Source organism: Bradyrhizobium sp. IC3195, from assembly GCF_020193585.1.
Taxonomy (GTDB): Bacteria; Pseudomonadota; Alphaproteobacteria; order Rhizobiales; family Xanthobacteraceae; genus Bradyrhizobium; species Bradyrhizobium yuanmingense.
The window spans coordinates 24,639-48,535 of the sequence record NZ_JADYVG010000004.1 but is presented as its reverse complement, the minus strand read 5'-3'; the positions used below and the strand labels follow the sequence as shown (position 1 = coordinate 48,535).

Genomic DNA, 23,897 nt, shown 5'->3' with positions numbered 1-23,897 from the left:
GGAAGGTGCCTGCGCTCCTTGACTGCCAGCTTACGGTTTCTTGACTCCGCGCCTACGGTTTTGCGACGCGGGGATGACGGCTGTGATCACCGCTTCCAGTTGCAGATGCCGCCAGAGCGGCATGGCCAGGTCTGGATGCGGGTGTCCATCGCCTGCGCATCGAGCGGGTTGCCGCGGCGTGCTAGCTTGGCGCGGGCCGCCCCGCGCGACGGTGCGCTTCTGGCATGCGCGCTCTTCGGCTCGGCCACACGAACACGTTCGGCGGCAACCTTCTTCGGCACATCGACCGGCTCAGCACGCGCCTGCGCTTCGTTCGCGCCACGCGCTTCGAGCGCGACCGGCGCGAAGTGCGTCTCCGGCCCGAGACGTTTCGGCGACAGCACCGCCTTGGAGAGATCGAGACCAAGATATTCGCCGGGCTTGTAGTCGTCGGCGCGCGCAACACCGGCCCCTGCGACCACGAGGGCGAAGGCAATTGCGAAGGGAACGCTTTTCAGGACCACGGACGCCTCCTGAAATCGATTTATGAAAGGGGCAATTTACCCCTATCTAGGAGGCGCCGCGCGTAATTCCAGCGGTCAGATGCCGCCGTGGTTAAGAAGTTTGACGGTGTCAGGCGACCTTTCGCGCAGCGTCCGTCCCGTCCAGGAACCCCAGCAGGCGGCTGCGGATGATGGTTTCAGCCTCGCCCATGATGCGATCGATCAGCTCCTTGCAGGACGGGATGTCGTGGATCAGGCCCGCGACCATGCCGCAGCTCCAGGCGCCGGCATCCATCTGGCCGTCCAGCATGATCTTGGGATAGACGCCCGCGACCTGGTCGTGGATGTCGTCGATCGTGAGCTTGGCGCCCTTCTCGCGCTCGATCTCGAGCAGGCGGTCGACATTGGCGTTCTTCAGGACGCGCTCGGTATTGCGCAACGCCCGCATGATCAGGCGGGTGTCGAGCTCGGTGGCCGCGACCAGCGCGTTCTTGACGTTCTGGTGCACCGGCGCTTCCTTGGTGGCGATGAAGCGCGTGCCCATGTTCATGCCCGCCGCGCCCAGCGAGAGCGCCGCGACCAGGCTGCGACCATCGGCCATGCCGCCGGAGGCGACGAACGGGATCTTCAGCTCTTCCGCCGCCCGCGGCAGCAGGATCATGTTGGGAATGTCGTCCTCGCCGGGATGGCCGCCGCACTCAAAGCCGTCGACGCTGACGGCGTCGCAGCCGATGCGCTCGGCCTTCAGCGAGTGACGCACCGATGTGCATTTGTGGATGACCTTGATGCCGGCGGCCTTCAGCGCCGGCATGTAGGCTTCCGGGCTGCGGCCCGCGGTCTCCACCGCCTTGATGCCGCCCTCGACGATGGCCGCGATATATTCCGGATAAGGCGGCGCCGAGAAGGCCGGCAGGAAGGTGAGGTTGACGCCGAACGGCTTGTCCGTCATGTCGCGGCAGCGCGCGATCTCCTTGGCGAGCAGCTCGGGTGTCTTCTGCGTGAGACCGGTGATGATGCCGAGCCCGCCGGCATTGGAGACGGCAGCGGCCAGCTCGGCGAAGCCGACGAAATGCATGCCGCCCTGGATGATCGGGTGCTCGATGCCGAACAGTTCGGTGATCGCGGTCTTCACTGAAAATCCTCCCGGAATTTGCTTGATGTTGAGCTCAGTCTAGCCGGACTTTCTCGCCGCGGTCACCATTTCTCTCCGAAGGGGCGGATCTCCATCTCGAAGGTCCAGGCGCTCTTCGGCTGCTGGTAGAGCTGCCAATAGGCGCTCGCGACCGATGACGGCGGCATCAGGAGATCGGGATTATCGAGCGCATTCGGCCCGAGCGCCTCGAGCCGGCGCTGGCGCACCCATTCGGTGTCGACGCCGGAATCGATGATGAGATGGGCGACGTGGATGTTCTTCGGCCCGAGCTCGCGCGCCATCGCCTGCGCGACCGCGCGCAGGCCGAACTTGGCGCTGGCGAAGGCGGCATACCCGCTGCCGCCGCGCAGGCTTGCAGTCGCACCCGTGAAAAAGATGTTGCCGCCGCCGCGCGGCAGCATCAGCCGCGCCGCCTCACGGCCCGCGAGGAAGCCGGAATAGCAGGCCATCTCCCACACTTTCCGAAACACGCGCTCGGTGGTGTCGAGGATCGGGAAATTGACGTTGGCGCCGACGTTGAAGATGCAGACTTCGAGCGGTGCATGCTTGTCGGCGTCGTTCAGGAAGGCGATGACCTCATCTTCCTTCCGCGCGTCGAGCGAGCGCGCGTGGATGTCACCACCGGCAGCTTCGATCTCTTGCACCAGCGGCGCCAGCTTATCGCCATTGCGGCGGCCGGCGAAAATCGAGAACCCTTCGGCGGCAAACTTCTTGGCGATCTCGGCGCCGATGAAATCGCCGGCTCCGATGACGGCCGCAGTGGCGTTTCGCTTGGACAAGACCGCCTCCTCCCATGGGCCGCGCTGCGAGCGCGCGGCATTTATGTGCCGGAGGCTATAGTTCAAAAATAGAACTGTCAAACTGAGCGGCTGAATGTTAGCTTCTAGTGAAAATCTCTCTGATCGATCAACTTAGTTCCTTTTTCAGACTGACGACTTGCAGGAACCGCATCATGAAATGGGACACGCTGGAGGAAGAGCCCTGCTCGCTCGCGCGCACCGTCGCCGCGATTGGCGACCGCTGGACGCTGCTGATCCTGCGCGAGTGCTTCCTGCGGGTACGGCGGTTCGAGGCGTTTCAGTCCTCGCTGCAGATCACACGCCATCTGCTCTCGGAGCGGCTGAAGAAGCTGGTCCGCTTCGGCATCCTGCGCCGCGTCCCCTATTCCGAAGCACCGAAGCGTTACGAATACATCCTGACCCAGAAGGGGCTCGACCTCTACCCGATCATCATGGCGATGGTGCATTGGGGCGACGCCCATATGGGCGACGAGCGCGGCCGCCCGCTGCTGCACGAGCACAAGAGCTGCGGCAAGCTGTTCGATCCCGTAATGGTGTGCTCGGAATGCGGCGAGGTGCTGCATGCCAAGCAGGTGCATGTGCATGCGGGCCCGGGGCGGAGAGAAGCGGCGGAGTGAGTGAGGCGCCGCGCCTCTCAAAGCTCAAGCGAAGGGAACACCGTAATAGGAGTTGATGCCGCGCACGGCGGCGTCGTCGCTCCAGTTCCAGTCGGTCTTCTCACCGTATTTCGGCGCGCCTTCCAGATCCTTGGCGGTGATCGCAGTCACGTAACCGCCGAGCTCGGTGTCGTACTTCAGCGACTGCCAGGGCAACGGATAGTGATCATTGCCGAGGCCGAGAAAGCCGCCGAAACCAAGCACCGCATATGAGACCTTGCCGCTGATCTTGTCGATCATGACCCGTTCGATTGAACCGATCTTGTTGCGATCGGCACCGTAGACCGCGGTTCCCTCGACCTTGTCGCTTCCGATCAGCCGGCCCATCTCGTTACGGTCCAGTTCGCTCTGATTGAGCATCGTTATTCTCCACTCGGCCATTTGTGAATCAAGCGAAAGGGGTGCGCGATCGTTCCGGCGCGTGTTCCGGAAATGCTTGGGAACATCGCCACAAAGAACCGGTTCTCTGAGGCTATCGAGGCCGCAACAGAGAAAGCCGCCCGCAATGTCCCAGACCGTCTCCGACTTCATCATTCAGCGCCTGCACCAATGGGGCGTGCGCCACATCTTTGGCTATCCCGGCGACGGCATCAACGGCGTGTTCGGTGCGATGAACCGGGCGGGCGGCAAGATCGGCTTCGTGCAGGCGCGGCACGAGGAAATGGCGGCATTCATGGCCACCGCTTACGCAAAATTCTCAGGTCAGCTCGGCGTCTGCATTGCGACCTCCGGTCCCGGCGCCTCGCATCTCGTCACCGGGCTGTACGATGCGCTGCTCGATCACCAGCCGGTGCTGGCGATCGTCGGCCAGCAGTCGCGCAACGCCCTCGGCGGTCATTATCAGCAGGAACTCGACCTCCTCTCGATGTTCAAGGACGTCGCCGGCGCCTATGTCATGCAGGCCTCCTCGCCTGCGCAGGTGCGGCACCTGATTGATCGGTCGGTGCGGATCGCACTGGCGCGGCGGACTCCCACCGTCATCATCTTGCCCAACGACTTGCAGGAGGAGAATTACGAGGACCCGCCCCGTGCGCACGGCACGCTGCATTCCGGCGTCGGGTACAGCCCACCTAAAGTCGTCCCTCGTGATGCCGATCTCGACCGCGCCGCGGAGATCCTCAATGCCGGCAAGAAGGTCGCGATGCTCGTCGGCGCCGGAGCGCTCGGTGCAACCGACGAAGTCATCGCGGTCGCCGACCGGCTGTCGGCCGGCTGCGCCAAGGCGCTGCTGGGCAAGGCGGCGCTACCCGACGACCTGCCATGGGTCACCGGCTCGATCGGCCTGCTCGGCACCGAGCCCAGCTACAACATGATGATGGAATGCGACACGCTGCTGATGGTGGGCTCGGCCTTTCCTTACGCCGAATTCCTGCCGAAGGAAGGCAGCGCGCGCGGCGTCCAGATCGACATCGACGCCGGCATGATGTCGATCCGCTTTCCCATGGAGGTCGGCCTCATCGGAGATGCCGCCGAGACGCTGCGCGCATTGCTGCCGCGGCTGAAGCCCAAGAGCGACGGCGCCTGGCGCCAGGGCATTCAGGACGACGTTGCGACCTGGTGGAAGACTTTGGATGGCCGCGCGCATCAGCCCGCCGCGCCAGTCAATCCGCAGCTCGTCGCCTGGGAATTGTCGCCGCGCCTGCCCGACCGCGCCATCATCACCAGCGATTCCGGCTCATGCGCCAACTGGTTCGCCCGCGACCTGAAGATGCGGCGCGGCATGACAGCCTCGCTCTCCGGCGGGCTCGCCTCGATGGGCGCTGCGGTGCCTTACGCGCTCGCGGCCAAATACGCCCAGCCCGACCGCCCCGTGATTGCACTCGTCGGCGATGGCGCCATGCAGATGAACAACATGGCCGAGCTGATCACCGCGGCGAAGTATTGGCGCGACTGGAAGGACCCGCGTTTCATCGTCTGCGTCTTCAACAACGAGGACCTCAACCAGGTCACCTGGGAGCAACGCATCATCAACGGTGATCCCAAGTTCGAGGCGTCACAGCGCATTCCCGACGTCTCCTATTCGCGCTTCGCCGAGCTCGTCGGCCTGCGCGGCATCTTCGTCGACAGCCCACAGCTGCTCGGCTCGGCCTGGGAACAGGCGCTAACAAGCGAGATGCCCGTCGTGCTGGAAGTGAAAACCGATCCCGAGGTGCCGCCGCTGCCGCCGCACATCACCTTGCAGCAGGCGAAGAACTTCTCGCTCGCCCTGATGAAGGGCGACCCGAACGAGAGCGGGATGATCAAGGGAGCAGCGCGGCAGGTGCTGGAATCGATCCTGCCAGGAAAGCAATGAGGCGAGCCATGAGTGATTTCCGCGACATCCGGCACGGCGTCAACGATCCGGTCGACGGTCTCGACGTCAAGCGCCGGATCAGTGACAACCCCACCTCCCACGAGCAGGCGCAGCACCACGCGGACGTACGGGCCGACGCGACCGCCACGGCGGCCGAACCGTTCCTGCCCGAACGGCTTCGACGCAAGCCGACAGATCCCATCAATCCGCGCACCGGACGGAATCGCGCGGATTAGCCGTTAGGAACCTCGGCCCCGGCGGCGTGTTGGTCGCCGCACGTCGCCGGCAAGCGGCCACGCGACCTTTTCGGAAGGATTTGACCATGAAACGCACAATCATCGCTCTTGCCTGCATGATTCTCGCAGGCCCTGCCCTCGCCCAGTCGCTGGGCGAAAAGACCGGCGTGAATTCGGCGCTCGGCGTTGCGCCTGCGACCGCGGACTTCGTGACGCAGGTCGCGATCAGCGATATGTTTGAGATCGAATCGAGCAAGCTCGCCCAGCAGAGGGGCAACGCGGAAGAGAAAGCCTTCGCGCAGCAGATGATCACCGATCACACCAAGACGAGCAACGAGCTCAAGGGACTGGTCGGCAATGGCAAGGTGCAGGCCAAGCTGCCGACGGCGCTCGACAGCTCGCATCAGAGCAAGATCGACAAGCTCAAGAATGCGAGCGGCAAGGATTTCAGCTCGGACTACAATTCCTATCAGGTCAGCGCGCATGAAGATGCCGTGTCGCTGTTCGAGCGCTACGCCAAGGGCGGCGACAATGCCGAGCTCAAGGATTGGGCCGGCAAGACGCTCCCGGCGTTGAAGCACCACCTCGAGATGGCCAAGAACCTCGGCAGGGCGCCGAGCGTCGGCCAATCCAGCAAGTAACGCATTGCTGAAAGGACGCCGGCCCTCCGGCGTCCTTCCTGACGCGCGATGAGAACGTCATCGCGCTGCCGCTGGGCGGTGCCTGCCGGTTGAGCCAGGAACCTTCTTTGTTTCCAGGCTTTACAAAACTGTCATGGAGGAACAGTCGCCGACGGACCGATGGCCCTTGTAACAGTCAAACCCACCCGGATCGATACGGCGATCGCCAACGAGATCGCGCACAATACCAAATCGGGGCTCGAGCATGCCGCCCAGGCCATGACGTGGGCCGCCGACGAGCATGTCCTGGTTGCGCTCGCGGCAGCAGGATGGCTCTACACCCGCCTCCGGCACCCGCAGCAGCGCCCCGTTGCCGATCACGTCCTGATCGTGTCGCTGGCGACGGCCGTGTTACCGCATGTCTTGAAATCCGTGTTCGATCAGACGAGGCCCGACCGGCTGACGGTGAGCGGCCATGGGCGCGGTGTTCCCTTTTCGGGGCGCGCGCATGATGCATTTCCCTCAGGTCACGCCGTGCATATGGGCGCCCTTGCCTCGGCCGCGGGCCTGTTGCCGCCGGCCCCGCGCAACCTGGCGCGCTCCTCTGCGGTGGCGCTGTCCCTGACGCGTGTCGCGCTGCTCGCGCACTGGGTCAGCGATGTCGTGGCAGGTTTCATGCTGGGCATCGTTGTCGAGCGCCTGTTCCGGCCGTTCACGATGGCGAAGTCACGGCAGCGGCAGCGCAAGGGCTCGGGGGGACAGCCATGACTGAATATCTCGTGCGCTTCGTCGCCGGCGGCCTGATCGTATCCGTCTTCGCGATCCTCGGTGACATGCTGCGGCCGAAGAGCTTTGCCGGGCTGCTCGGCGCCGCACCGTCGGTGGCGCTTGCCACCCTCGCCATCGCAGTGGTCCAGCACGGCCCGCAATATGCTGCGGCCCAGAGCTGGACGATGATCTATGGCGCCGTCGCGCTCGCCTGCTACAGCGTCGTCGTCTGCCACCTCCTGATGAGGTTCCGTTTCGGCGCGCTTCCAGCCACGATCCTCGCCTTTGCCGCATGGCTCGTTGTCGCCTTCGGCCTGCTCGCCGGCCTGGGAGGTGCCGCCTGATGCTGGTGAAGCTATCGACATCGGCGCTGAAACAGACGCGGTGGTACGAGTACGCCATTCGCTTCGTGCTCGGCGGCGGTGCGACGGTGCTCGCGGGCGTTATCGGCTCGAAGTTCGGCCCGTCCGTCGGCGGGCTCTTTCTTGCTCTTCCGGCCATCTTCTGCGCCAGCGCGACGCTGATCGAAAGCCACGAGCGTCACGCCAAGGAGAAGGCCGGCCTGAGCGGGCGGCGTCGCGGACAGAAGGCCGCGGCGCTCGATGCTGCCGGCGCCGCGCTCGGCAGCATCGGCCTCGCCGCGTTCGCCGCTATCTTCCATTTAATCGTCGGGGCAAGCGTCGCGCTCGCTTTTTTCGCCGCGCTGACGGTCTGGGCCATCGTGTCCGTGTCGGCCTGGTGGCTCAGACGCAAGCTTCGCAGTGTCTCCCACAAATCGCGCCGATCAGGCCATTCGCCGTCGGCAACGGGCTCTCGCTTCGCAAAGCCTTAAAGCGCGATGAGATTTGGATGAATCGTCATCGCGCTTTAGATTGTTGTTTACGCATGATCTTTGCGGAAAACCGCTTCGCACTTTTCCGGATCATGCCCTAGCTCGCTTTCGCTCCCGTCGAAGGCTGCGATTGCGGCGGCTGGAGGCCCGGGCTGTTGGCCCAGCGCTCGACCTCGTCGATGATCTTCTGCTGGCTTGGCCGCACCGGCTCGGGCGCTGCGGGTTCTTCGGAAAGCTTGCGAGGTAACCTGACTTCGTCGGTCATGGTCTCTCTCCCTTACGGGAACAATGCCTTACGGCGGCATGCGTTTCAATAAATTATTGATTTTATTGGATTTCCTATTCACTTGCAGACTTCGTCGGCTTTCGCGGAACTCTCATCAAGTTGGTTCGTTGAGTAAGCTACTCAACCTACTCAATTTGCGTGATCGCCATGAACGACCTTCGCGCCGAGCGCCTTCAGGTCATGCTCTCGCCGGAAGAGTTGGCCGCCATTGACGATTTCCGGTTCAAGCACCGCATGCCGACGCGGGCGGCAGCAGTCCGCGAACTCCTGAAGTTCGGACTGGCCGCTGTGGGCGTCGATGCCGCTGCCGGCGTGAAGTCAAGCAGCTTCGGCGTATTCGGCCGCGGGCCTGAAGGACATACTCAGGGGGATCCGGAGAGCGGCGCCGAATGACGCACGGAAAGCCCCTCCAAAAGCAAACGACCCCGGCACGGTGGGTGCCAGGGCCGTCCTTGGAGATTGCTTCCGGCGCACCGGGGGCATGACTGCCGGAAGCAATCCGTCGACTCTTCCTACGCGAATTCGTTCCTGGTGAGAGCTAGCCCGTGGCGTCGCTCGAGCCGTCCGGCATGGCGCCGGAACCCGGCGTCTTGATGTTGTCGTTCAGCTTGGGGTCGCGCGTCGCTTCACGCGAGGGCGAGCCTTTCGGATCCGCCTTGTGCACGGATTGGGCACGTTCCTTGTCGCGGGGCTGCTCCTCCCCACGCTTGTCCTTGATGATGCCGTGGTCGGAATGGGCCATGATGCGCTCTCTCTTCTGCTGATGTGTCGGAGCGCTTACGCATTGCGGCGTCGAATGTTCCGCTGCCGCAATCAGCTGCGCACGGCGTGGACGGCAGATGCGCTCTCGAGATGCACCTGTCGCACCGTCGTCACCGTCGCGAACGCGACGGAGACGCCAAAGGCGAGAATGAGGGAGAGAAGAGCCAGACGCGGAGCCATCGCCAAACCTCCTTCTGCAATTGGAATCTCCGCGATCGACGTTCCCGGATGATCCCAAATCAGTTGTGCGCCTTCCGTGAGCGGTCTCACATGCAGATTCTTGAGACGAGCTCACCCGTTCCGCTTTGGAGCTGCATGGACGGGAACGGGCGAAATTTCGCCGTCGAGCCAATCCTGCTCGTTGGCGAGTGCCGTCCAGGCGTCGGCCATGCGCGAATAGCGCTTATGGGCGGGCTGTCCGTCAGCGCGCTCGGCAAGCTGAAGACAATTGTCAGCGTTGTCTCTGAAGACGTCAGACTGTTTCATATAGAGGACGTGGGGACGGAACTCTTGCGCCGCAACCCGCTTACCGGATCGTAATGGTCGGGGAACTTTCGCACGCGGTTCGTCATTGAAGATCGATGCGAGTTGTCGCCGCAATCATTCTGGCATTGATCAGCACCTCGGCGCTTGCCGACAGCCGTGGCGAACGAAAGCCCGGCGCACGGGCGCCCTCCGCGATCGAGGTGATCAGCGGCGCCTACAATTTCAGCCGGTTTCAACAGGGGCTGCTCGAGAACACCGACCTCAAGGGCAACGCTGAGGTCAAGAACCTCGCCGCCCTGCGCGCCGAGGAAGCGGCTAAGCGCGACAAGCGACTGAAAGAGGTCCAGGAGGCGATCGGCGCGGAACTGCATGTCGGCAGGGCAACATCCTCGAGCGCGAGCCTCGTCGAGCCCGAAATGTCGGATGGTCCGGCCTATGTCAGAAGCTTCTATGCCGCGCAGATTCCCGAGTATGAGTCGATCATCAGCCTGCTCGAACGCTATCTGACGGCGCCCGACAATGCAGCGCTCGCAGCGTTCGCGCGCGAACAACTGCCGCTGCTGCGCGCGCAGGTCAGGGACGCCGAGCGCACCATGGCGGACAAATAACCTCTACTTGTCGCTCGGACGTTGCTGGCTCTGCGGCCGCACGGTGCGGTCGCTCTCCGGCATCTTGTCGCGACCCGCATCGCCGTTGTCGTCCTTGCCGCCGGACGAGGACGTGCCGCTTCCGCTTGGATTCGAGCGGGTGGCCGCTCCGGTGGTCGGCGTGTCCGCCTGCGGGTTGGCGGAGCTTGCGGCGGGGTCACCCGTCACCGAGCCGCGCCCGCTTGGCGCACCGCCCTGCGCCAGAGCCGATCCCGCGGCGAGCGCCGTGATGGCGATGGCGAAAATTGCTGCCTTCATGTCCGTTCTCCCTGTCTGCGCTGGCTAACCGTCAGGCTCGGCGCTCCGTTCCGAAGCAGGGCTGCGGACGTCGGACGCGTTGACGACCCGCCCCTGCGGCCTTTTTCCTTTCGAGGGGTATGGAACAAACCGGTCGGTCCGTTGTTAACTCGGTCGGGCTGAGCAAAGCGGGTTCCATTTCCTTGCGCCGTACGTTGGCGCTTGATTTCGAATTTGGCTGACGCTCTTATTTCGTCGAACGCGTCTTGCCTCAGATTCGGCCGACGCCTGCGGGGGAAACGGTATGAGCGACCTCGATTCCGGAACTGCATCACGCTCCGGTCGTCGCGTCCCAAAGCCAAAAATCAACGGTACGTCCGAGCCGGATTCCCGAGCGGAGCTGCTGCTCGCCCTCCAGGCGATGCGCAGCGGTGACTTTTCGGTGCGCATGAGCGGCGACTATCTCGGTATCGACGGCAAGATCGCCGACACTTTTAACGAAATTATCGCCGCCAACCAGCGCATGGCACAGCAGCTCGAGCTGGTGGGCCAGGTGGTGGGACGCGAAGGCAAGACCCGCCAGCGCGTGAAGTTCGGCCTCGCCTCCGGCTCCTGGGCCGACATGGAAGGCTCCGTCAACACGCTGATCGACGACCTGTTGTGGCCGACCCGCGAGGTGACGCGTGCGGTCGCCGCTGTGGCGCAAGGCGACCTGCTGCAGACCGTCAAGCTCGACGTCGACGGCCGTCCGCTCCGCGGCGAGTTCTTGCAGTCGGCGACGATCGTCAACACCATGATCAAGCAGCTCGGCGTGTTCACCTCGGAGGTGACGCGCGTGGCGCGCGAGGTCGGCACCGAAGGCAAGCTCGGCGGCCAGGCCCAGGTGCCGGAGGTGACCGGCGTCTGGAAGGACCTCACCGAGAGCGTCAACTCGATGGCGAACAACCTGACCAACCAGGTTCGCAACATCGCCGAGGTGACGATCGCGGTCGCCAACGGCGACCTCTCCAAGAAGATCACGGTCGACGTCCGCGGCGAGATCCTCCAGCTCAAGGAAGCCATCAATACGATGGTGGACCAGCTGCGCTCCTTCGCCTCCGAAGTGACGCGCGTGGCGCGCGAGGTCGGCACCGACGGCAAGCTCGGCGGCCAGGCCATCGTGCCCGGCGTCGCCGGCACCTGGAAGGACCTGACCGACTCCGTCAACGCGATGTGCGGCAACCTGACCGCACAGGTCCGCAACATCGCCAACGTCACCACCGCCGTGGCGCGCGGCGACCTCTCGCGCAAGATCACCGTGGACGTGCGCGGCGAGATCCTGGAGCTGAAGGACACCATCAACACCATGGTGGACCAGCTCAACTCGTTCGCCTCGGAAGTCACGCGCGTCGCGCGCGAGGTGGGCACCGAGGGCAAGCTCGGCGGCCAGGCCCAGGTGCCGGGCGTCGCCGGCACCTGGAAGGACCTCACCGACAACGTCAACTTCATGGCCTCCAACCTGACCGCGCAGGTCCGCAACATCGCCGACGTCGCGACCGCCATCGCGAGCGGCGACTTGTCGAAGAAGATCACGGTGAACGTCTCGGGCGAGATCCTTCAGCTGAAGGAAACGCTCAACACCATGGTCGACCAGCTCAACGCCTTCGCCGGCGAAGTGACGCGCGTCGCCCGCGAGGTCGGCACCGAGGGCCGGCTCGGCGGCCAGGCCAACGTGCTCGGCGTCGCCGGCACCTGGAAGGACCTCACCGAGAGCGTCAACTCGATGGCCTCGAACCTGACCGCGCAGGTCCGCAACATCGCCGAGGTGACCACCGCAGTCGCCGGCGGCGACCTCTCGAAGAAGATCACCGTGGACGTGCGCGGCGAGATCCTCGAGCTGAAGGACACCATCAACACGATGGTGGACCAGCTCAACGCCTTCGCCGGCGAAGTCACGCGCGTGGCGCGCGAGGTCGGCACCGAAGGCAAGCTCGGCGGTCAGGCGGTGGTGCGCGGCGTCGGCGGCACGTGGAAGGACCTCACCGACAGCGTCAACTCGATGGCCTCCAACCTCACCGCCCAGGTACGCAACATCGCCGAGGTCGCAACCGCGGTGGCGAAGGGCGACTTGTCCAAGAAGATCACGGTGAACGTCTCGGGCGAAATCCTTCAGCTGAAGGAAACGCTCAACACCATGGTCGACCAGCTCAACGCCTTCGCCGGCGAAGTCACGCGCGTGGCGCGCGAGGTCGGCACCGACGGCAAGCTCGGCGGCCAGGCCGACGTGCCCGGCGTCGCCGGCACCTGGAAGGACTTGACCGACTCCGTGAACTCGATGGCGGGCAACCTCACCGCGCAGGTCCGCAACATCGCGGAAGTTGCCACCGCCATCGCCGGCGGCGACCTGTCGCGCAAGATCACCGTGGACGTGCGCGGCGAGATCCTTCAGCTCAAGGACACGCTGAACACCATGGTCGACCAGCTCAACCGCTTCGCGGGCGAGGTGACGCGCGTGGCGCGCGAGGTCGGCACCGAAGGCCGCCTCGGCGGTCAGGCCAACGTCCCCGGCGTCGCCGGCACCTGGAAGGATCTCACCGACAGCGTCAACTCGATGGCGGGTAACCTCACCGCCCAGGTCCGCAATATCGCCGAGGTGACGACCGCGGTGGCGCGCGGCGACCTCTCGCGCAAGATCACCGTCGACGTGAAGGGCGAAATCCTCGAGCTGAAGAACACCATCAACACCATGGTGGATCAGCTCAACGGCTTTGCCGGCGAAGTCACGCGCGTGGCGCGAGAGGTCGGCACCGAAGGCAAGCTCGGCGGCCAGGCCGAGGTGCCCGGCGTCGCCGGCACCTGGAAGGACCTCACCGACAACGTCAACTTCATGGCCTCCAACCTGACGGCGCAGGTCCGCAACATCGCCGAGGTCGCAACCGCGATCGCCGGCGGCGACCTGTCGAAGAAGATCACGGTGGACGTACGCGGCGAGATCCTTCTCCTGAAGGACACGCTGAACACCATGGTCGAGCAGCTCCGCTCCTTCGCCGCCGAAGTCACGCGCGTGGCGCGCGAGGTCGGCACCGAGGGCCGGCTCGGCGGTCAGGCCGTGGTGCCCGGCGTCGGCGGCACCTGGAAGGATCTCACGGACAACGTCAACCTCTTGGCTGCGAACCTCACCACCCAGGTCCGCAACATCGCCGAAGTCACCACGGCGGTCGCGCGCGGCGACCTCTCGCGCAAGATCACCGTGGATGTGAAGGGCGAAATCCTGGAGCTGAAGAACACCATCAACACCATGGTGGACCAGCTCAACGCCTTCGCCGGCGAAGTGACGCGCGTCGCACGCGAGGTGGGCACGGAAGGAAAGCTGGGCGGCCAGGCGCAAGTGCCCGGCGTCGCCGGCACCTGGAAGGATCTCACCGACACCGTTAACTTCATGGCGGCGAACCTGACCGAGCAGGTGCGCGGCATCGTCAAGGTGGTGACCGCGGTCGCCAACGGCGATCTGAAGCAGAACCTCACGGTGAAGTCGAAGGGCGAGGTCGCGGCGCTCGCCGACACCATCAACAACATGACCGAGACGCTCGCGACCTTCGCCGATCAGGTGACGTCGGTGGCGCGCGAGGTCGGCGTCGAAGGCCGGCTCGGGGGCCAGGCCAACGTGCCCGGCGCTGCCGGCACCTGGAAGGATCTCACCGGCAACGTCAACCTGCTCGCGGCCAACCTGACCTCGCAGGTGCGCGCGATCGCGGAAGTCGCAACTGCGGTGACCAAGGGCGACCTGACGCGGTCGATCCAGGTCGACGCCCGCGGCGAAGTGGCGGAGCTGAAGGACAACATCAACACGATGATCACCAACCTCCGTCTCACGACGGACGTGAATACCGAGCAGGACTGGCTCAAGACCAACCTCGCCAAGTTCACCAACATGCTCCAGGGACAGCGCGATCTCACCACGGTCGGCCGATTGCTGCTCACCGAATTGTCGCCGCTGGTGAACGCCCATACGGGCGTGATCTACCAGGTCGAGAACGAGAACGATCCCCAGCTCCTGCTGCTCGCCTCCTACGCCAGCGACGGCGTCTACCCCTATCAGCCGGTGCTGCAGTTCGGCGAAGGCCTGATCGGCCAATGCGCCTTCGACAAGCGGCCGCGCGTCGTCTCCGACATTCCCTCGGACGTGGTGCCGATCAACTCGGCGCTGTTCCGCGTCGCCCCGAAGAACCTCGTCGTGCTCCCGGTCCTGTTCGAAGGCCAGGTCAAGGCCGTGATCGAGCTCGCCTCGCTGGTCTCCTTCACGACCTCGCAGATGACGTTCCTGGAGCAGCTCACCGACTCCATCGGCATCGTGCTCAATTCGATCGAGGCCACGATGCAGACCGAAGGCCTGCTCAAGCAGTCGCAGCAGCTCGCCGGCGAGCTGCAGACCCAGCAGCGCGAATTGCAGCAGACCAACGACCAGCTCGAGCAGAAGGCGCAGCAGCTCGCCGAGCGCAACGTCGAGGTCGAACGCAAGAACCAGGAAATCGAGCAGGCCCGCCGCGCGCTCGAGGAGAAGGCGACCGAGCTCGCGCTGACGTCGAAGTACAAGTCCGAATTCCTCGCCAATATGAGCCACGAGCTGCGTACGCCGCTGAACTCGATCCTGATCCTCGGACAGCAGCTCAGCGACAATCCCGATGGCAACCTCTCGGCCAAGCAGGTCGAGTTCGCCCGCACCATCCATGGTGCCGGCACCGACCTGCTCAACCTCATCAGCGACATTCTCGATCTCTCCAAGATCGAGTCCGGCACCGTGACGGTCGACGCCGAGGAAATCCTGACCGCGAACCTGCTCGAGACCGTCGGCCGGCCGTTCCGGCACGAGGCGGACAACCGCAACCTGTCGTTCAAGATCGACGTCGATCCGAACCTGCCGCGCAGCATCGTGACCGACTCCAAGCGGCTGCAACAGGTTCTGAAGAATCTGCTCTCCAACGCCTTCAAGTTCACCGCCGACGGCGAAGTGCGCCTGAAAGTCGCCGGCGCAATCGGCGGCTGGGGGTCGGATCATCCGGTGCTGAACTCGGCGCCGGCCGTGATCGCCTTCGAAGTGTCCGACACCGGCATCGGCATTCCCCTGGAGAAGCAGAAGCTGATCTTCGAGGCGTTCCAGCAGGCCGATGCCGGCACCAGCCGCAAATATGGCGGCACCGGCCTCGGCCTTGCGATCAGCCGCGAGCTTGCCAGCCTGCTCGGCGGCGAGATCCACCTGCGCAGCGCGCCGGGCAAGGGCTCGACCTTCACGCTCTATCTGCCCTTGAAATATTCCGGCCCGACCCTCGCGCCGCGGGCGCCGGCGTCACAGCAATACGGCCAGCCGCCGGCGCTGCAGCCTGCCGCGCCTGACCAGCAGCGCGTTATCGAGCAGCTGCCCGACGACCGCCTCAACCTCGAGCCCGGCGACACCATTCTCCTGATCGTCGAGGACGACCCGCATTATGCCCGCGTGCTGGTCGATCTGGCCCGCGACAAGGGCTTCAAGGTCCTGGTCGCCGCGCGCGGCGCCGAGGCCCTCGAGCTCGCCAAGCAATACCAGCCGACGGCCGTCTCGCTCGACGTGTTCCTGCCCGACATGCTCGGCTGGACCGTGCTGAGCCAGCTCAAGCACAATCCGCTCACCCGCCACATCCCGGTCCAGATCATCACGCTCGACGAGGACCGCCAGCATGCGCTGGCGCGCGGCGCCTTCTCCTTCGTCAACAAGCCGACGACGACCGAGGGCGTCTCGGCCGCGCTGACGCAGATCAAGGAATATGCGCGGCCGCGGCGCAAGCGGCTCTTGATCGTCGAGGACAACGAGGCCGAGCGGCTCTCGATCCGCGAGCTGCTGCACCACGACGACATCGAGATCCTGGCCACGGATACCGGGGCAGGCGCGCTCACGACGTTGCGCGAGCAACCCTGCGATTGCGTGGTGCTCGACCTCAGGCTGCCCGACATGAGCGGCTTCGAGGTGCTCGATCAGATCCGCAACGACGAGGCGCTGTCGAACATCCCCGTCGTGGTGTTCACCGGCCGCGAGCTCTCGGCCGAGGAGGATGCGGAACTCCACACCATGGCACGCAGCATCGTGGTCAAGGGCGTGGAATCGCCCGAGCGCCTGCTCGACGAGACCGCGTTGTTCCTGCACCGCGTGATCACGGAGTTGCCGCTCGAGAAGCAGCGCATGCTGGAGAAGCTGAACAGTTCCGACGAGGACCTGATCGGCAAGACCGCCCTGCTCGTCGACGACGATGCCCGCAATATCTTCGCGCTCTCGAGCGTGCTGGAACGACGCGGCATGAAGGTGCTGACGGCCACGACCGGCAGCGAGGCGGTGACCTTGGTCGAATCCAATCCGGAGATCGCGATCGTGCTGATGGACATCATGATGCCGCAGATGGATGGCTACCAGACCATCGGCGTCATCCGCGAGAACCCGGCCTTCGCCCGTCTGCCGATCATCGCGTTGACCGCCAAGGCGATGAAGGGCGACCGGGAGAAATGCCTCGAAGCCGGCGCGTCCGACTACCTCGCCAAACCGGTCAACACCGACCAATTGCTGCTTGCGATCCGCATGTGGCTGCATCGCTGAGTTGGACATGCGTATGGACCAGGAAAAGGTCAACATCCTGCTCGTCGACGACCAGCCGGCCAAGCTGCTCGCCTATGAGGTGATCCTGAAGGATCTCGGCGAGAACCTCGTCATCGCCTCCTCGGGCCGCGAGGCGTTGGAGGTGCTGCTCAAGACCGAGATCGCGGTGATCCTGGTCGACGTCTGCATGCCCGAGCTCGACGGCTTCGAGCTCGCCGCGATGATCCGCGAGCATCCGCGTTTCCAGAAGACCGCCATGATCTTCATCTCGGCGATCCAGGTCAGCGACATCGACCGGCTGCGCGGCTACGAGATGGGCGCGGTCGATTACGTGCCGGTTCCGGTCGTGCCGGAGGTACTGCGCGCCAAGATCAAGGTGTTTGCCGAGCTCTACCGCAAGACGCGCGAGCTCGAACGGCTGAACCACGAGCTCGAGGATCGCGTCCGCGCCCGCACCGCGGAACTGGAGGCTTCCACCGCGAAGCTGCGCGAGAGCGAGCAGCGGCGCAGCATGGCGATCGCGGCAGGCAAGATGGGGTCCTGGGACTGGGACTGGATCAGCGGCGATTGGATGTGGGACGAGGGGCAATACAATATCTTCGGCGTCAGCCCCGACAATTTCGAGATCAATCCGGCCAACGTTCAGGCCCTGCTGCACCCCGACGACGTCGACCAGTTGCGCAAGGCGATCGCCGAGTTCAACAAGGGCACACGCGCCTATGAGACGGAGTTCCGCATCATCCGGCCCGACGGCGAGGTGCGCTGGTGCGTCGGCACGGCGGCCGCAACCACGGACGAGAGCGGGCGCGTGGTGCGCGTCAGCGGCGTGACCGTCGACATCACCGAGCGCAAGCGCGCCGAGGAGCGGCAGAACCTGCTGGCGCGGGAAGTCGATCATCGCGCGAAGAACGCGCTGGCGCTGGCGCAGTCGATCGTGCGCCTCACCCGGGCCGACGAGGTCAAGGCCTATGTCAACGCCGTCGAGGGGCGCATCAATGCGCTGGCGCGCGTGCACACCATCCTGTCGCTGTCGAGCTGGCAGGGCGCCGAGCTCTCCAGGCTGATCGACGAGGAGCTTGCGCCCTACTCGCTGGGCGACCAGATCAAATTGGCAGGGCCCGAAGTTCAGTTGCTGCCGGCGACGGCCCAGACGCTGGCGCTCGCACTGCACGAGCTCTTCACTAACTCGGCAAAGTACGGCGCGCTATCCACGCGAGCGGGGCGGCTCGCGATCGATTGGCAGGTCGACGAGGAGCTGCTCACGCTGAGCTGGGAGGAATCCGGCGGTCCCCTGGTCAAGACCCCGAAATCGCGCGGCTTCGGCACGCGAAGCCTGCTTGCGAGCATCGAGTCCCAGCTTGGCGGACAGGCGCAGTTCGATTGGCGCGCCGAGGGCCTGCTGTGCCGTCTTGAGGTGCCGTTGACACGCAAGACCGCGGCGGCTGCACCAAGCAAGTTCGACACCGCCGGCGCTGCCGAATTGCAACGCGCATCCGGTTAACCTGACGCTGCGCTGGTCATGCGCTGCGCCGTGCGCGGTTCGCGCGCGACGCGCCCCTCGAGCCAGGCTTCCGTTCGGGCGAGATCGCGCAGCGCCCTCGCGTAGCGGCGGGCCGCGCTCCGCTCCGCGCCAAGCGGAAGCTTGCGCGCCTTGCGCAGGATGTCCGCGGCCGCGTTGCGATAGGCCAGCGAGCGGTAAAGAAAGACGACCTTACCCATATCGATGTTCCCGTTTTGCTGGCGCCCATCTTGGCAAGCCCGGCATGAACGCCGGATGAAACGGGCGGTAACAATTCCTTCAGCGGAACGGAACCCGGCGATCACATGCGCGTTGGCGTGGCAGTTCGGGATGCCGTCCCATGCGCACCAAGAAGTCGTCTGAGCTGATCTCTGCCAGCGGCCTTATCAAGCTGATGACGCATGCAATGATGGGCGCAGCGCTCGGCCTCATTTTCAGCCTCACGCTCGTCCTGTCCAATCCAGCCGTCGCCAACCTGCTGAACAATGGCGGAAGCCAGGCCGCGATGGTCTTCGCCCTCACCTTGGTGACGACCTTCGCGATCGGCGCGACGCTCACCGGCGCCGTGTTCATCCTGGCCGAGGACAAGCAAACTTGAAGCGTGGGTGACGCACGGAAGATACTTCGCCGGGAACTCCCTGCCGCGACGCGCGGTTTGTGCCTGCGTCAATTTAACTCAGGGAGTTTCCCCGCATGAAGACGACCAAGCTCGCTCTCGCCGTAATATTGGCAACCGGCCTTGCCGCCGCGCCGTTTGCCGCCCAGGCCAAATCGCACAAGACTAAGCATGGATCCTCGATGTCGTCGGCACAGACCACCGGCGCCAACACCAAGTCCTCCAAGGGCGCTGATCCGTCCGGCCAAGGCGGCGCCGGTCCCGGCTCTGATCAGGGCGGCACCATGACCAACAAGGGCGGCATGACCGACACCAAATAGGCGCTCCCTGGAATCATGAAGGGCTCCGCATTGCGGAGCCCTTTGTCTTCTATCTTTGGTTCGGCGCTCGGCCTTCAGTATACGGCGCCAAGGATCTCAGCGGCGCTCGGCTGCGCGCGCGGAGTTGCCGCCTGTCTTCACGGCACGAAGCCGCACCCGGTCGCGGACGTTCGGCAGTACGTCGCTGCCGCCGGCAGCCTTCCATTCGGCGATCAAGAGATTGATCTTCCGGCGCAAGTCCATCTGCGCCAGGGCTCTCTCCGTGCAGTCGTGATCGCGCTTGACGAGGTCGCGCACCGACGCCTCGACGTCGGCCATCTCAAGCCTCAAGGCTCTGATTTTACGTCGAATTTCATTAATTCTGTTGTCCATGCCTTGTTAGAACAAAATAAGAACATATAGTCAAGTCACGATTTCAGGACGGAGACGCCAGATGCAGGTTCAAGGTAAATACGACGCCAGATTTTTCCTGGGCGAGCAGATGACGCGGGCGCAGGGTCTCAAGCTGAAGCGGCTCAGCGAAGAGGCCTACCAGCCCGGCCAATATGCGCGGGATCTGTCCTTCAGCGAGGCCGCCCGGCGCATCCAGGTGCTGGAAGCGGAGATCGAGCTGGCAAACTCCTTCTAGAGCATCGCATCGCGCTTTAGGCATGCGCCGTTCCACGCTCCCGGAACCATGGCTGTGCAGAATGGTTCTCCCCGCCGAGGGAGAATATGCATGGCACGCAAGGCAAAAAAGCGCCGCTACTCACGCAGCTCGGGAAGCGATGTCGCCACCGAGATGCGGCGTTACAAGAAGGGCACCGCGAAGAGCGGCCGTGGCGGGCGCGGCGGCCGCGTCAAGAACCGCAAGCAGGCCATCGCGATCGGACTGTCGAAGGCACGCAAGAAGGGCAAGAAGGTCCCGAAGAAGGCTTCGAAGCGCAAGAGCGCCAAGAAGACGTCCAAGAAAGCATCCAAGAAAACGTCCGGGACGTCGTCCAAGAAATCGTCGAACAAGAAATCATCGAAGCGCAAATCCAAGCGGTCGCGCTGACCCGCCTCAGATCATGCTCCCCGGCATGAAGCAGCGGATCGAAATCCCGAACGCAGTCTTGACCGGCCACACCATCGTGCGGCCGGCCCGGTTGGGCTCGGTGATGACGGCCTCATCCGGCACATCGATCCACTGTCCGTCGATGCGGACACGGTAGCGCCCGTTGTGCGACTCCCAGTCGAGATCGGCAAGGGCGAAACCGTCCGCGTCCGAGCAGCACGGACCGAGATGGCTGCGCAAACTGTCGAACCATGGCTTCAGAGGAGAATTCGCGTAGCGGCCGTCGTCGCGCCCGAGCGCGTTTCCCCCCGAGAGCACCAATGGCGCCACGAGCAGCGCACTCCTGAGCGAGAGCTTCAATCGATCCATGTCGGCACCGATCACTTGTGAACCACCGGCGAGTTCCACAAAGCGCCGGGAGGCTCGAAGTTCCACGCTTGCAACCCCTCTCAGCGGCGACGTTGGCGCAGAGCACCGAGGCGCCCTTGCGAGTGTGATCAGCGAACACGGCTTTTTCGGACGCACCAGGTCATCATCCCTACCGTTAACGAGAATGTGACCGGCCTGGTGCGGACGTGACGTGTGTGCAAAAGGCGGCCCGAAGGCCGCCTTCCTGGATTGGTAAGGGTCGAGTTGACGTTATGCGAGTGGCACCGCAACGAAGCGGGTGGCCTCCGCGCTTCTGACCTGAAGCAGCACGCTGCGCTTGCCCGACGATTTGGCCTGCGCCAGCTCGGAGCGCACCTCGCCGACATTGCTGACAGCCTTGCCGCCGACATTGAGGATGACGTCGCCGGTCCGGATGCCGCGTTGCGCGGCCGGGCCTTGCGGATCAACCTCGGTGACGACGACGCCGTTCTGGCCTGCGCCCTGAACGTCACCGGCGGGCGCCAGGCTGAGGCCGAGGCGCGGCGTGCCGGCACCCGGCTGTCCGCTGCCCTCGTCGGCATTGCCACTGCCATTGCCCTTGGCCTGCCGCTCGTTCGGCAACTCGCCGAGCGCCAGCGTCACCGTCTTGCTGTCGCCCTTGCGGAAGACATCGAGCTTCACGGACGTGCCCGGCGTCAAGCCGGCGATGGTGCGGGCGAGGTCGCGGGAGTCCTTGATCGTGGTGCCGTTGACGGCGGTGATGACATCGCCCGCCTGGATGCCGGCCTTCGCCGCCGGGCTGCCATCCTGCGGATTGTCGACGATCGCGCCGCGCGCCTCCTTGAGCCCGAGGCTGTCGGCAATATCCGATGTCACCGGCTGCACCTGCACGCCGAGCCAGCCCCGGGTGACCGCGCCCTTGTCCTTCAATTGCGCGACGACGAGCTTGGCGGTCGAGGCCGGGATATCGAAGCCGATTCCGACCGAGCCGCCCGAGGGCGAGAAGATCGCAGTGTTCACGCCGATCACGTTGCCGTTCATGTCGAAGGCCGGGCCGCCGGAATTGCCCTTGTTGATCGGCGCGTCGATCTGGATGAAGTCGTCATAGGGACCGTTGCCGATGTCGCGGCCGCTGGCCGAGACGATGCCCGCGGTCACGGTGCCGCCAAGACCGAAGGGATTGCCGACCGCGACCACCCAGTCGCCAATGCGCGGCTTCTGGTCGGAGAACTTGACGAACGGAAAGTCCTTCTTGCCGTCGACCTTGATCAGCGCGAGATCGGTCTTCGGATCGGTGCCGACCACTTTCGCGGTGTAGGTCGTGCCGTCGTCCATCGTCACCTGCACGGACTCGGCGCGATCGACGACGTGATTGTTGGTCACGGCATAGCCGTCGGCGGAGATGAAAAAGCCGGAGCCTTCGCCCGTGATCATCTGGTGGCGCTGGCGCGGCATGCCGTTCGCGCCGCCCGGAAAGCGGAAACCGAACTGTCGCGAGAACTGGTCGAACGGCGTGTCCTCGTCCGAATCCATCCGGTTCTGCTGCAGCATCGCGCTCTTGTCGTTGTCCTGATCGATTTTGACCCGCACCGAGATCACAGCGGGTTTGACCCTGCTGACGAGATCGCCGAAGCCGGGCGGCGTCGCGGCGGCTTCGGCCGCCTGAGCCGGCGCAATCAAGGAGTTGATGCCGTACGGCGAGGCGCCTGGCGCAACTGCCAGGGCGGCCACGCCCAGCGCGGCCACGGTGCCGAGCAGCGCGAGCCGCCGCGGCCGCAAGATCTTGCGAGACGTGGTGATGTCGGAATTGACGCGATCGTTCATGTCGAAATGTCCATGTTGAGCAGGTGTCGCCTTGCCCGCAACATGGTCGCTGCCACCTTACGGCGTCCCGTCCGTCCGATTAAATCTCGGCAAAGAATGGATGAGCGGTCGCAGCAGGCAATCCGGACGTTTGATACAGCTCAACGCGCCGCCTTCGCGCAGTGAAAAACTGCGACCATCGGATGATGCTCAGCGGAGGCGCGCCATGTACAAAGACATTCTCGTCCACATTCCCACCGAACGTCCCATGCGTCCCGCGATCGAGGGCTCGGTCTCGCTCGCGGCGAAGCTCAACGCGCATCTCGACGCGGTCGCGGTCGGCTATGTCGCCACCAGTACGGCTTACGTCATGGAAGGCGGCGCGGCGGTGGCGGCCGTGTTCGAGCTGGAGCGCGAGCGCGCCGTGGAGCGGGCCGAGGCGGCGCTCGCGGTATTCAAGAGCGAGGCGGCGAACGCCGGCATCGCCTATACCTGCCACGCACTCGGCGCGATCCCGGCAGATGCCGCCGGCTCGCTCGGCGAGATGGCACGGCTGCACGACCTCAGCGTCGTGCTCCAGCCCGATCCGGCGCAAGGCTCGTTCGACAACGACATGCCGAGCGAGATCCTGTTCCGCGCGGGCGGCCCGGTGCTGTTCCTGCCCTACACTTTCCGCGGAGCCTTCAAGGCGAACCGGATCGGCATCTGCTGGGATGGTAGCCGCCTCGCTGCCCGCGCCGTGCGCGACGCAACGACGTTCCTGGCGCGCGCCGCCGAGATCGTGATCATCACGGTGAACGAGACCGAGGCGGTCTCCGGCGAAGCCTCAGCGAGCGGTCTGGCCAGACATCTGGGCCGGCGCGGATTATCGACCCGCACAGTCAGCCTGACCGCCACGCGCGCCGACATTCAGCCGACGATCCTGTCGCTGGCGGCCGACGAGAGTCTCGATCTCCTGGTGATGGGCGGCTACGGCCATTCGCGGTTGCAGGAACGCTTTCTCGGGGGCGTCACCCGCGCCATGCTGGAAGCCATGACGGTCCCGACGCTGATGTCGCATTGATGAGCCGGCCTGGCGCCGTCACGCCGCGACGGGAGCCTCCCAAGTCGCCGGCGCGGCGGCGTCCTTGTCGCGATGCACATTGCACGCGTCGAAATGCGCCTTGAGCTCGATTTCGGCAAGATGTTCGAAATGTTCGGCCTGGCCGAGGAGTTCCCAGTTCTGGAGCGGCCGGTAGGCCGCCTGCTGACGGCAGAGGGACGCCAGCGCCCGGTAGCGACGTACGTTCTCCATGAGACCCTCCCTCGCGTTCACCGGCTTATTGCCCTGATTTGCGTCAGGCCGATGGCGTTTATGCAAAACATTTGCTGCGCGCTC

Annotated in this window: 30 protein-coding genes; 16 read left to right on the top strand and 14 right to left on the bottom strand. The window is 64.7% G+C overall.

Translation table 11 applies throughout. The features are described from left to right. Positions 1–86: 86 nt before the first annotated feature. The 3 genes from I6F09_RS10570 to I6F09_RS10560 form a co-directional block, all read right to left on the bottom strand. A complete protein-coding gene (locus I6F09_RS10570; RefSeq protein WP_225127571.1) occupies positions 87–503 on the bottom strand; it encodes a hypothetical protein in 417 nt (138 codons plus the stop codon). Positions 504–612: 109 nt separating this feature from the next. After that, entirely contained in the window at positions 613–1,614 is a 1,002-nt protein-coding gene (locus I6F09_RS10565) for a nitronate monooxygenase family protein (RefSeq protein ID WP_036031011.1), read from the bottom strand. A gap of 62 nt (positions 1,615–1,676) precedes the next feature. Then, positions 1,677–2,414, bottom strand: a complete 738-nt coding sequence (locus I6F09_RS10560; protein WP_036031046.1) for an SDR family oxidoreductase — start codon at positions 2,412–2,414, stop codon at positions 1,677–1,679. 173 nt (positions 2,415–2,587) lie between these two features. Between I6F09_RS10560 and I6F09_RS10555 the strand changes: the two genes are divergently transcribed. Further along, a complete protein-coding gene (locus tag I6F09_RS10555; protein WP_036031008.1) occupies positions 2,588–3,052 on the top strand; it encodes a helix-turn-helix domain-containing protein in 465 nt (154 codons plus the stop codon). 24 nt (positions 3,053–3,076) lie between these two features. On the opposite strand, the gene I6F09_RS10550 is transcribed toward I6F09_RS10555, so the two are convergent. Further along, on the bottom strand, positions 3,077–3,451 hold the full coding sequence (locus I6F09_RS10550) for a PRC-barrel domain-containing protein (protein WP_036003959.1): 375 nt from the start codon (positions 3,449–3,451) through the stop codon (positions 3,077–3,079). Positions 3,452–3,596: 145 nt separating this feature from the next. On the opposite strand from I6F09_RS10550, the gene I6F09_RS10545 reads away from it, so the two are divergent. From I6F09_RS10545 to I6F09_RS10520, 6 genes are all read left to right on the top strand, one after another. Further along, complete coding sequence (locus I6F09_RS10545) at positions 3,597–5,384, top strand: thiamine pyrophosphate-requiring protein (protein ID WP_225188008.1); 1,788 nt, start codon at positions 3,597–3,599, stop codon at positions 5,382–5,384. 8 nt (positions 5,385–5,392) lie between these two features. Then, a complete protein-coding gene (locus I6F09_RS10540) occupies positions 5,393–5,620 on the top strand; it encodes a hypothetical protein (protein WP_036003954.1) in 228 nt (75 codons plus the stop codon). Between the two features lie 86 nt (positions 5,621–5,706). Further along, positions 5,707–6,261, top strand: coding sequence for a DUF4142 domain-containing protein (locus I6F09_RS10535; RefSeq protein ID WP_225188007.1), 555 nt, complete (start codon positions 5,707–5,709; stop codon positions 6,259–6,261). A gap of 159 nt (positions 6,262–6,420) precedes the next feature. Beyond that, positions 6,421–7,008, top strand: a complete 588-nt coding sequence (locus tag I6F09_RS10530; protein ID WP_225188006.1) for a phosphatase PAP2 family protein — start codon at positions 6,421–6,423, stop codon at positions 7,006–7,008. Beyond that, the gene (locus I6F09_RS10525; RefSeq protein ID WP_036030998.1) at positions 7,005–7,352 is read left to right on the top strand and encodes a DUF3147 family protein; all 348 of its coding nucleotides are present in this window, start codon (positions 7,005–7,007) and stop codon (positions 7,350–7,352) included. Before I6F09_RS10530 ends, I6F09_RS10525 begins: the two co-directional genes overlap by 4 nt. Then, positions 7,352–7,840 carry a DUF3147 family protein gene (locus tag I6F09_RS10520; protein ID WP_225112622.1) on the top strand — a complete coding sequence of 163 codons (489 nt, stop codon included), beginning with the start codon at positions 7,352–7,354 and terminating at the stop codon, positions 7,838–7,840. Before I6F09_RS10525 ends, I6F09_RS10520 begins: the two co-directional genes overlap by 1 nt. Before the next feature lie 97 nt (positions 7,841–7,937). Here the strand turns inward: I6F09_RS10520 and I6F09_RS10515 are convergent, their stop codons facing one another. After that, on the bottom strand, positions 7,938–8,105 hold the full coding sequence (locus I6F09_RS10515) for a hypothetical protein (RefSeq protein ID WP_167361644.1): 168 nt from the start codon (positions 8,103–8,105) through the stop codon (positions 7,938–7,940). Between the two features lie 168 nt (positions 8,106–8,273). Here I6F09_RS10515 and I6F09_RS10510 point away from each other — a divergent pair, with 168 nt between their 5' ends. Beyond that, a complete protein-coding gene (locus tag I6F09_RS10510; RefSeq protein ID WP_036003940.1) occupies positions 8,274–8,519 on the top strand; it encodes a hypothetical protein in 246 nt (81 codons plus the stop codon). Positions 8,520–8,664: 145 nt separating this feature from the next. Here the strand turns inward: I6F09_RS10510 and I6F09_RS10505 are convergent, their stop codons facing one another. From I6F09_RS10505 to I6F09_RS10500, 3 genes are all read right to left on the bottom strand, one after another. After that, the gene (locus I6F09_RS10505; protein ID WP_225188005.1) at positions 8,665–8,868 is read right to left on the bottom strand and encodes a hypothetical protein; all 204 of its coding nucleotides are present in this window, start codon (positions 8,866–8,868) and stop codon (positions 8,665–8,667) included. 71 nt (positions 8,869–8,939) lie between these two features. After that, on the bottom strand, positions 8,940–9,068 hold the full coding sequence (locus I6F09_RS37535) for a hypothetical protein (RefSeq protein ID WP_271542554.1): 129 nt from the start codon (positions 9,066–9,068) through the stop codon (positions 8,940–8,942). 111 nt (positions 9,069–9,179) lie between these two features. Continuing rightward, a complete protein-coding gene (locus tag I6F09_RS10500) occupies positions 9,180–9,374 on the bottom strand; it encodes a hypothetical protein (RefSeq protein ID WP_074447527.1) in 195 nt (64 codons plus the stop codon). Between the two features lie 95 nt (positions 9,375–9,469). On the opposite strand from I6F09_RS10500, the gene I6F09_RS10495 reads away from it, so the two are divergent. Then, positions 9,470–9,982 carry a DUF4142 domain-containing protein gene (locus I6F09_RS10495; RefSeq protein WP_225188004.1) on the top strand — a complete coding sequence of 171 codons (513 nt, stop codon included), beginning with the start codon at positions 9,470–9,472 and terminating at the stop codon, positions 9,980–9,982. Positions 9,983–9,985: 3 nt separating this feature from the next. Here I6F09_RS10495 and I6F09_RS10490 read toward each other — a convergent pair whose 3' ends face one another. Continuing rightward, on the bottom strand, positions 9,986–10,279 hold the full coding sequence (locus I6F09_RS10490; protein ID WP_225139697.1) for a hypothetical protein: 294 nt from the start codon (positions 10,277–10,279) through the stop codon (positions 9,986–9,988). A gap of 283 nt (positions 10,280–10,562) precedes the next feature. Here I6F09_RS10490 and I6F09_RS10485 point away from each other — a divergent pair, with 283 nt between their 5' ends. Both I6F09_RS10485 and I6F09_RS10480 read left to right on the top strand, forming a co-directional pair. Next, positions 10,563–16,856 carry a HAMP domain-containing protein gene (locus I6F09_RS10485; RefSeq protein ID WP_225188003.1) on the top strand — a complete coding sequence of 2,098 codons (6,294 nt, stop codon included), beginning with the start codon at positions 10,563–10,565 and terminating at the stop codon, positions 16,854–16,856. A gap of 13 nt (positions 16,857–16,869) precedes the next feature. Further along, positions 16,870–18,357: an HWE histidine kinase domain-containing protein gene (locus tag I6F09_RS10480; protein ID WP_036003924.1), complete on the top strand. Its 1,488-nt coding sequence runs from the start codon at positions 16,870–16,872 to the stop codon at positions 18,355–18,357. On the opposite strand, the gene I6F09_RS10475 is transcribed toward I6F09_RS10480, so the two are convergent. After that, the gene (locus I6F09_RS10475) at positions 18,354–18,575 is read right to left on the bottom strand and encodes a hypothetical protein (protein WP_225171649.1); all 222 of its coding nucleotides are present in this window, start codon (positions 18,573–18,575) and stop codon (positions 18,354–18,356) included. The two genes, I6F09_RS10480 and I6F09_RS10475, sit on opposite strands and share 4 nt — an antisense overlap. Before the next feature lie 140 nt (positions 18,576–18,715). On the opposite strand from I6F09_RS10475, the gene I6F09_RS10470 reads away from it, so the two are divergent. Next, positions 18,716–18,973: a hypothetical protein gene (locus tag I6F09_RS10470; protein ID WP_036029986.1), complete on the top strand. Its 258-nt coding sequence runs from the start codon at positions 18,716–18,718 to the stop codon at positions 18,971–18,973. 95 nt (positions 18,974–19,068) lie between these two features. Beyond that, positions 19,069–19,311, top strand: coding sequence for a hypothetical protein (locus tag I6F09_RS10465; RefSeq protein ID WP_036003915.1), 243 nt, complete (start codon positions 19,069–19,071; stop codon positions 19,309–19,311). 96 nt (positions 19,312–19,407) lie between these two features. On the opposite strand, the gene I6F09_RS10460 is transcribed toward I6F09_RS10465, so the two are convergent. Continuing rightward, the gene (locus tag I6F09_RS10460) at positions 19,408–19,629 is read right to left on the bottom strand and encodes a hypothetical protein (RefSeq protein ID WP_225143559.1); all 222 of its coding nucleotides are present in this window, start codon (positions 19,627–19,629) and stop codon (positions 19,408–19,410) included. A gap of 115 nt (positions 19,630–19,744) precedes the next feature. On the opposite strand from I6F09_RS10460, the gene I6F09_RS10455 reads away from it, so the two are divergent. Beyond that, complete coding sequence (locus tag I6F09_RS10455; RefSeq protein WP_057026883.1) at positions 19,745–19,939, top strand: DUF3072 domain-containing protein; 195 nt, start codon at positions 19,745–19,747, stop codon at positions 19,937–19,939. A gap of 90 nt (positions 19,940–20,029) precedes the next feature. Beyond that, positions 20,030–20,347: a DUF6496 domain-containing protein gene (locus tag I6F09_RS10450; RefSeq protein WP_036003905.1), complete on the top strand. Its 318-nt coding sequence runs from the start codon at positions 20,030–20,032 to the stop codon at positions 20,345–20,347. A gap of 6 nt (positions 20,348–20,353) precedes the next feature. Here I6F09_RS10450 and I6F09_RS10445 read toward each other — a convergent pair whose 3' ends face one another. Further along, positions 20,354–20,716 carry a hypothetical protein gene (locus I6F09_RS10445; protein WP_036003965.1) on the bottom strand — a complete coding sequence of 121 codons (363 nt, stop codon included), beginning with the start codon at positions 20,714–20,716 and terminating at the stop codon, positions 20,354–20,356. Between the two features lie 270 nt (positions 20,717–20,986). Then, positions 20,987–22,540 (bottom strand): Do family serine endopeptidase, encoded by a 1,554-nt coding sequence (locus tag I6F09_RS10440; protein ID WP_225112616.1) that lies wholly within the window; start codon positions 22,538–22,540, stop codon positions 20,987–20,989. A gap of 205 nt (positions 22,541–22,745) precedes the next feature. Between I6F09_RS10440 and I6F09_RS10435 the strand changes: the two genes are divergently transcribed. After that, the gene (locus I6F09_RS10435) at positions 22,746–23,582 is read left to right on the top strand and encodes a universal stress protein (RefSeq protein ID WP_225139700.1); all 837 of its coding nucleotides are present in this window, start codon (positions 22,746–22,748) and stop codon (positions 23,580–23,582) included. Between the two features lie 18 nt (positions 23,583–23,600). Here I6F09_RS10435 and I6F09_RS10430 read toward each other — a convergent pair whose 3' ends face one another. After that, positions 23,601–23,813, bottom strand: coding sequence for a hypothetical protein (locus I6F09_RS10430; protein ID WP_225139701.1), 213 nt, complete (start codon positions 23,811–23,813; stop codon positions 23,601–23,603). Between the last annotated feature and the right edge of the window lie 84 nt (positions 23,814–23,897).

Bases quoted from the DNA above. Each gene is read 5' to 3' on its own strand.
- I6F09_RS10555 (WP_036031008.1), top strand. From the start codon at position 2,588: ATGAAATGGGACACGCTGGAGGAAGAGCCCTGCTCGCTCGCGCGCACC.
- I6F09_RS10550 (WP_036003959.1), bottom strand. From the start codon at position 3,451: ATGCTCAATCAGAGCGAACTGGACCGTAACGAGATGGGCCGGCTGATC.
- I6F09_RS10545 (WP_225188008.1), top strand. From the start codon at position 3,597: ATGTCCCAGACCGTCTCCGACTTCATCATTCAGCGCCTGCACCAATGG.
- I6F09_RS10540 (WP_036003954.1), top strand. From the start codon at position 5,393: ATGAGTGATTTCCGCGACATCCGGCACGGCGTCAACGATCCGGTCGAC.
- I6F09_RS10535 (WP_225188007.1), top strand. From the start codon at position 5,707: ATGAAACGCACAATCATCGCTCTTGCCTGCATGATTCTCGCAGGCCCT.
- I6F09_RS10530 (WP_225188006.1), top strand. From the start codon at position 6,421: ATGGCCCTTGTAACAGTCAAACCCACCCGGATCGATACGGCGATCGCC.
- I6F09_RS10525 (WP_036030998.1), top strand. From the start codon at position 7,005: ATGACTGAATATCTCGTGCGCTTCGTCGCCGGCGGCCTGATCGTATCC.
- I6F09_RS10520 (WP_225112622.1), top strand. From the start codon at position 7,352: ATGCTGGTGAAGCTATCGACATCGGCGCTGAAACAGACGCGGTGGTAC.
- I6F09_RS10515 (WP_167361644.1), bottom strand. From the start codon at position 8,105: ATGACCGACGAAGTCAGGTTACCTCGCAAGCTTTCCGAAGAACCCGCA.
- I6F09_RS10510 (WP_036003940.1), top strand. From the start codon at position 8,274: ATGAACGACCTTCGCGCCGAGCGCCTTCAGGTCATGCTCTCGCCGGAA.
- I6F09_RS10505 (WP_225188005.1), bottom strand. From the start codon at position 8,868: ATGGCCCATTCCGACCACGGCATCATCAAGGACAAGCGTGGGGAGGAG.
- I6F09_RS37535 (WP_271542554.1), bottom strand. From the start codon at position 9,068: ATGGCTCCGCGTCTGGCTCTTCTCTCCCTCATTCTCGCCTTTGGCGTC.
- I6F09_RS10500 (WP_074447527.1), bottom strand. From the start codon at position 9,374: ATGAAACAGTCTGACGTCTTCAGAGACAACGCTGACAATTGTCTTCAG.
- I6F09_RS10495 (WP_225188004.1), top strand. From the start codon at position 9,470: ATGCGAGTTGTCGCCGCAATCATTCTGGCATTGATCAGCACCTCGGCG.
- I6F09_RS10490 (WP_225139697.1), bottom strand. From the start codon at position 10,279: ATGAAGGCAGCAATTTTCGCCATCGCCATCACGGCGCTCGCCGCGGGA.
- I6F09_RS10485 (WP_225188003.1), top strand. From the start codon at position 10,563: ATGAGCGACCTCGATTCCGGAACTGCATCACGCTCCGGTCGTCGCGTC.
- I6F09_RS10480 (WP_036003924.1), top strand. From the start codon at position 16,870: ATGGACCAGGAAAAGGTCAACATCCTGCTCGTCGACGACCAGCCGGCC.
- I6F09_RS10475 (WP_225171649.1), bottom strand. From the start codon at position 18,575: ATGGGTAAGGTCGTCTTTCTTTACCGCTCGCTGGCCTATCGCAACGCG.
- I6F09_RS10470 (WP_036029986.1), top strand. From the start codon at position 18,716: ATGCGCACCAAGAAGTCGTCTGAGCTGATCTCTGCCAGCGGCCTTATC.
- I6F09_RS10465 (WP_036003915.1), top strand. From the start codon at position 19,069: ATGAAGACGACCAAGCTCGCTCTCGCCGTAATATTGGCAACCGGCCTT.
- I6F09_RS10460 (WP_225143559.1), bottom strand. From the start codon at position 19,629: ATGGCCGACGTCGAGGCGTCGGTGCGCGACCTCGTCAAGCGCGATCAC.
- I6F09_RS10455 (WP_057026883.1), top strand. From the start codon at position 19,745: ATGCAGGTTCAAGGTAAATACGACGCCAGATTTTTCCTGGGCGAGCAG.
- I6F09_RS10450 (WP_036003905.1), top strand. From the start codon at position 20,030: ATGGCACGCAAGGCAAAAAAGCGCCGCTACTCACGCAGCTCGGGAAGC.
- I6F09_RS10445 (WP_036003965.1), bottom strand. From the start codon at position 20,716: ATGGATCGATTGAAGCTCTCGCTCAGGAGTGCGCTGCTCGTGGCGCCA.
- I6F09_RS10440 (WP_225112616.1), bottom strand. From the start codon at position 22,540: ATGAACGATCGCGTCAATTCCGACATCACCACGTCTCGCAAGATCTTG.
- I6F09_RS10435 (WP_225139700.1), top strand. From the start codon at position 22,746: ATGTACAAAGACATTCTCGTCCACATTCCCACCGAACGTCCCATGCGT.
- I6F09_RS10430 (WP_225139701.1), bottom strand. From the start codon at position 23,813: ATGGAGAACGTACGTCGCTACCGGGCGCTGGCGTCCCTCTGCCGTCAG.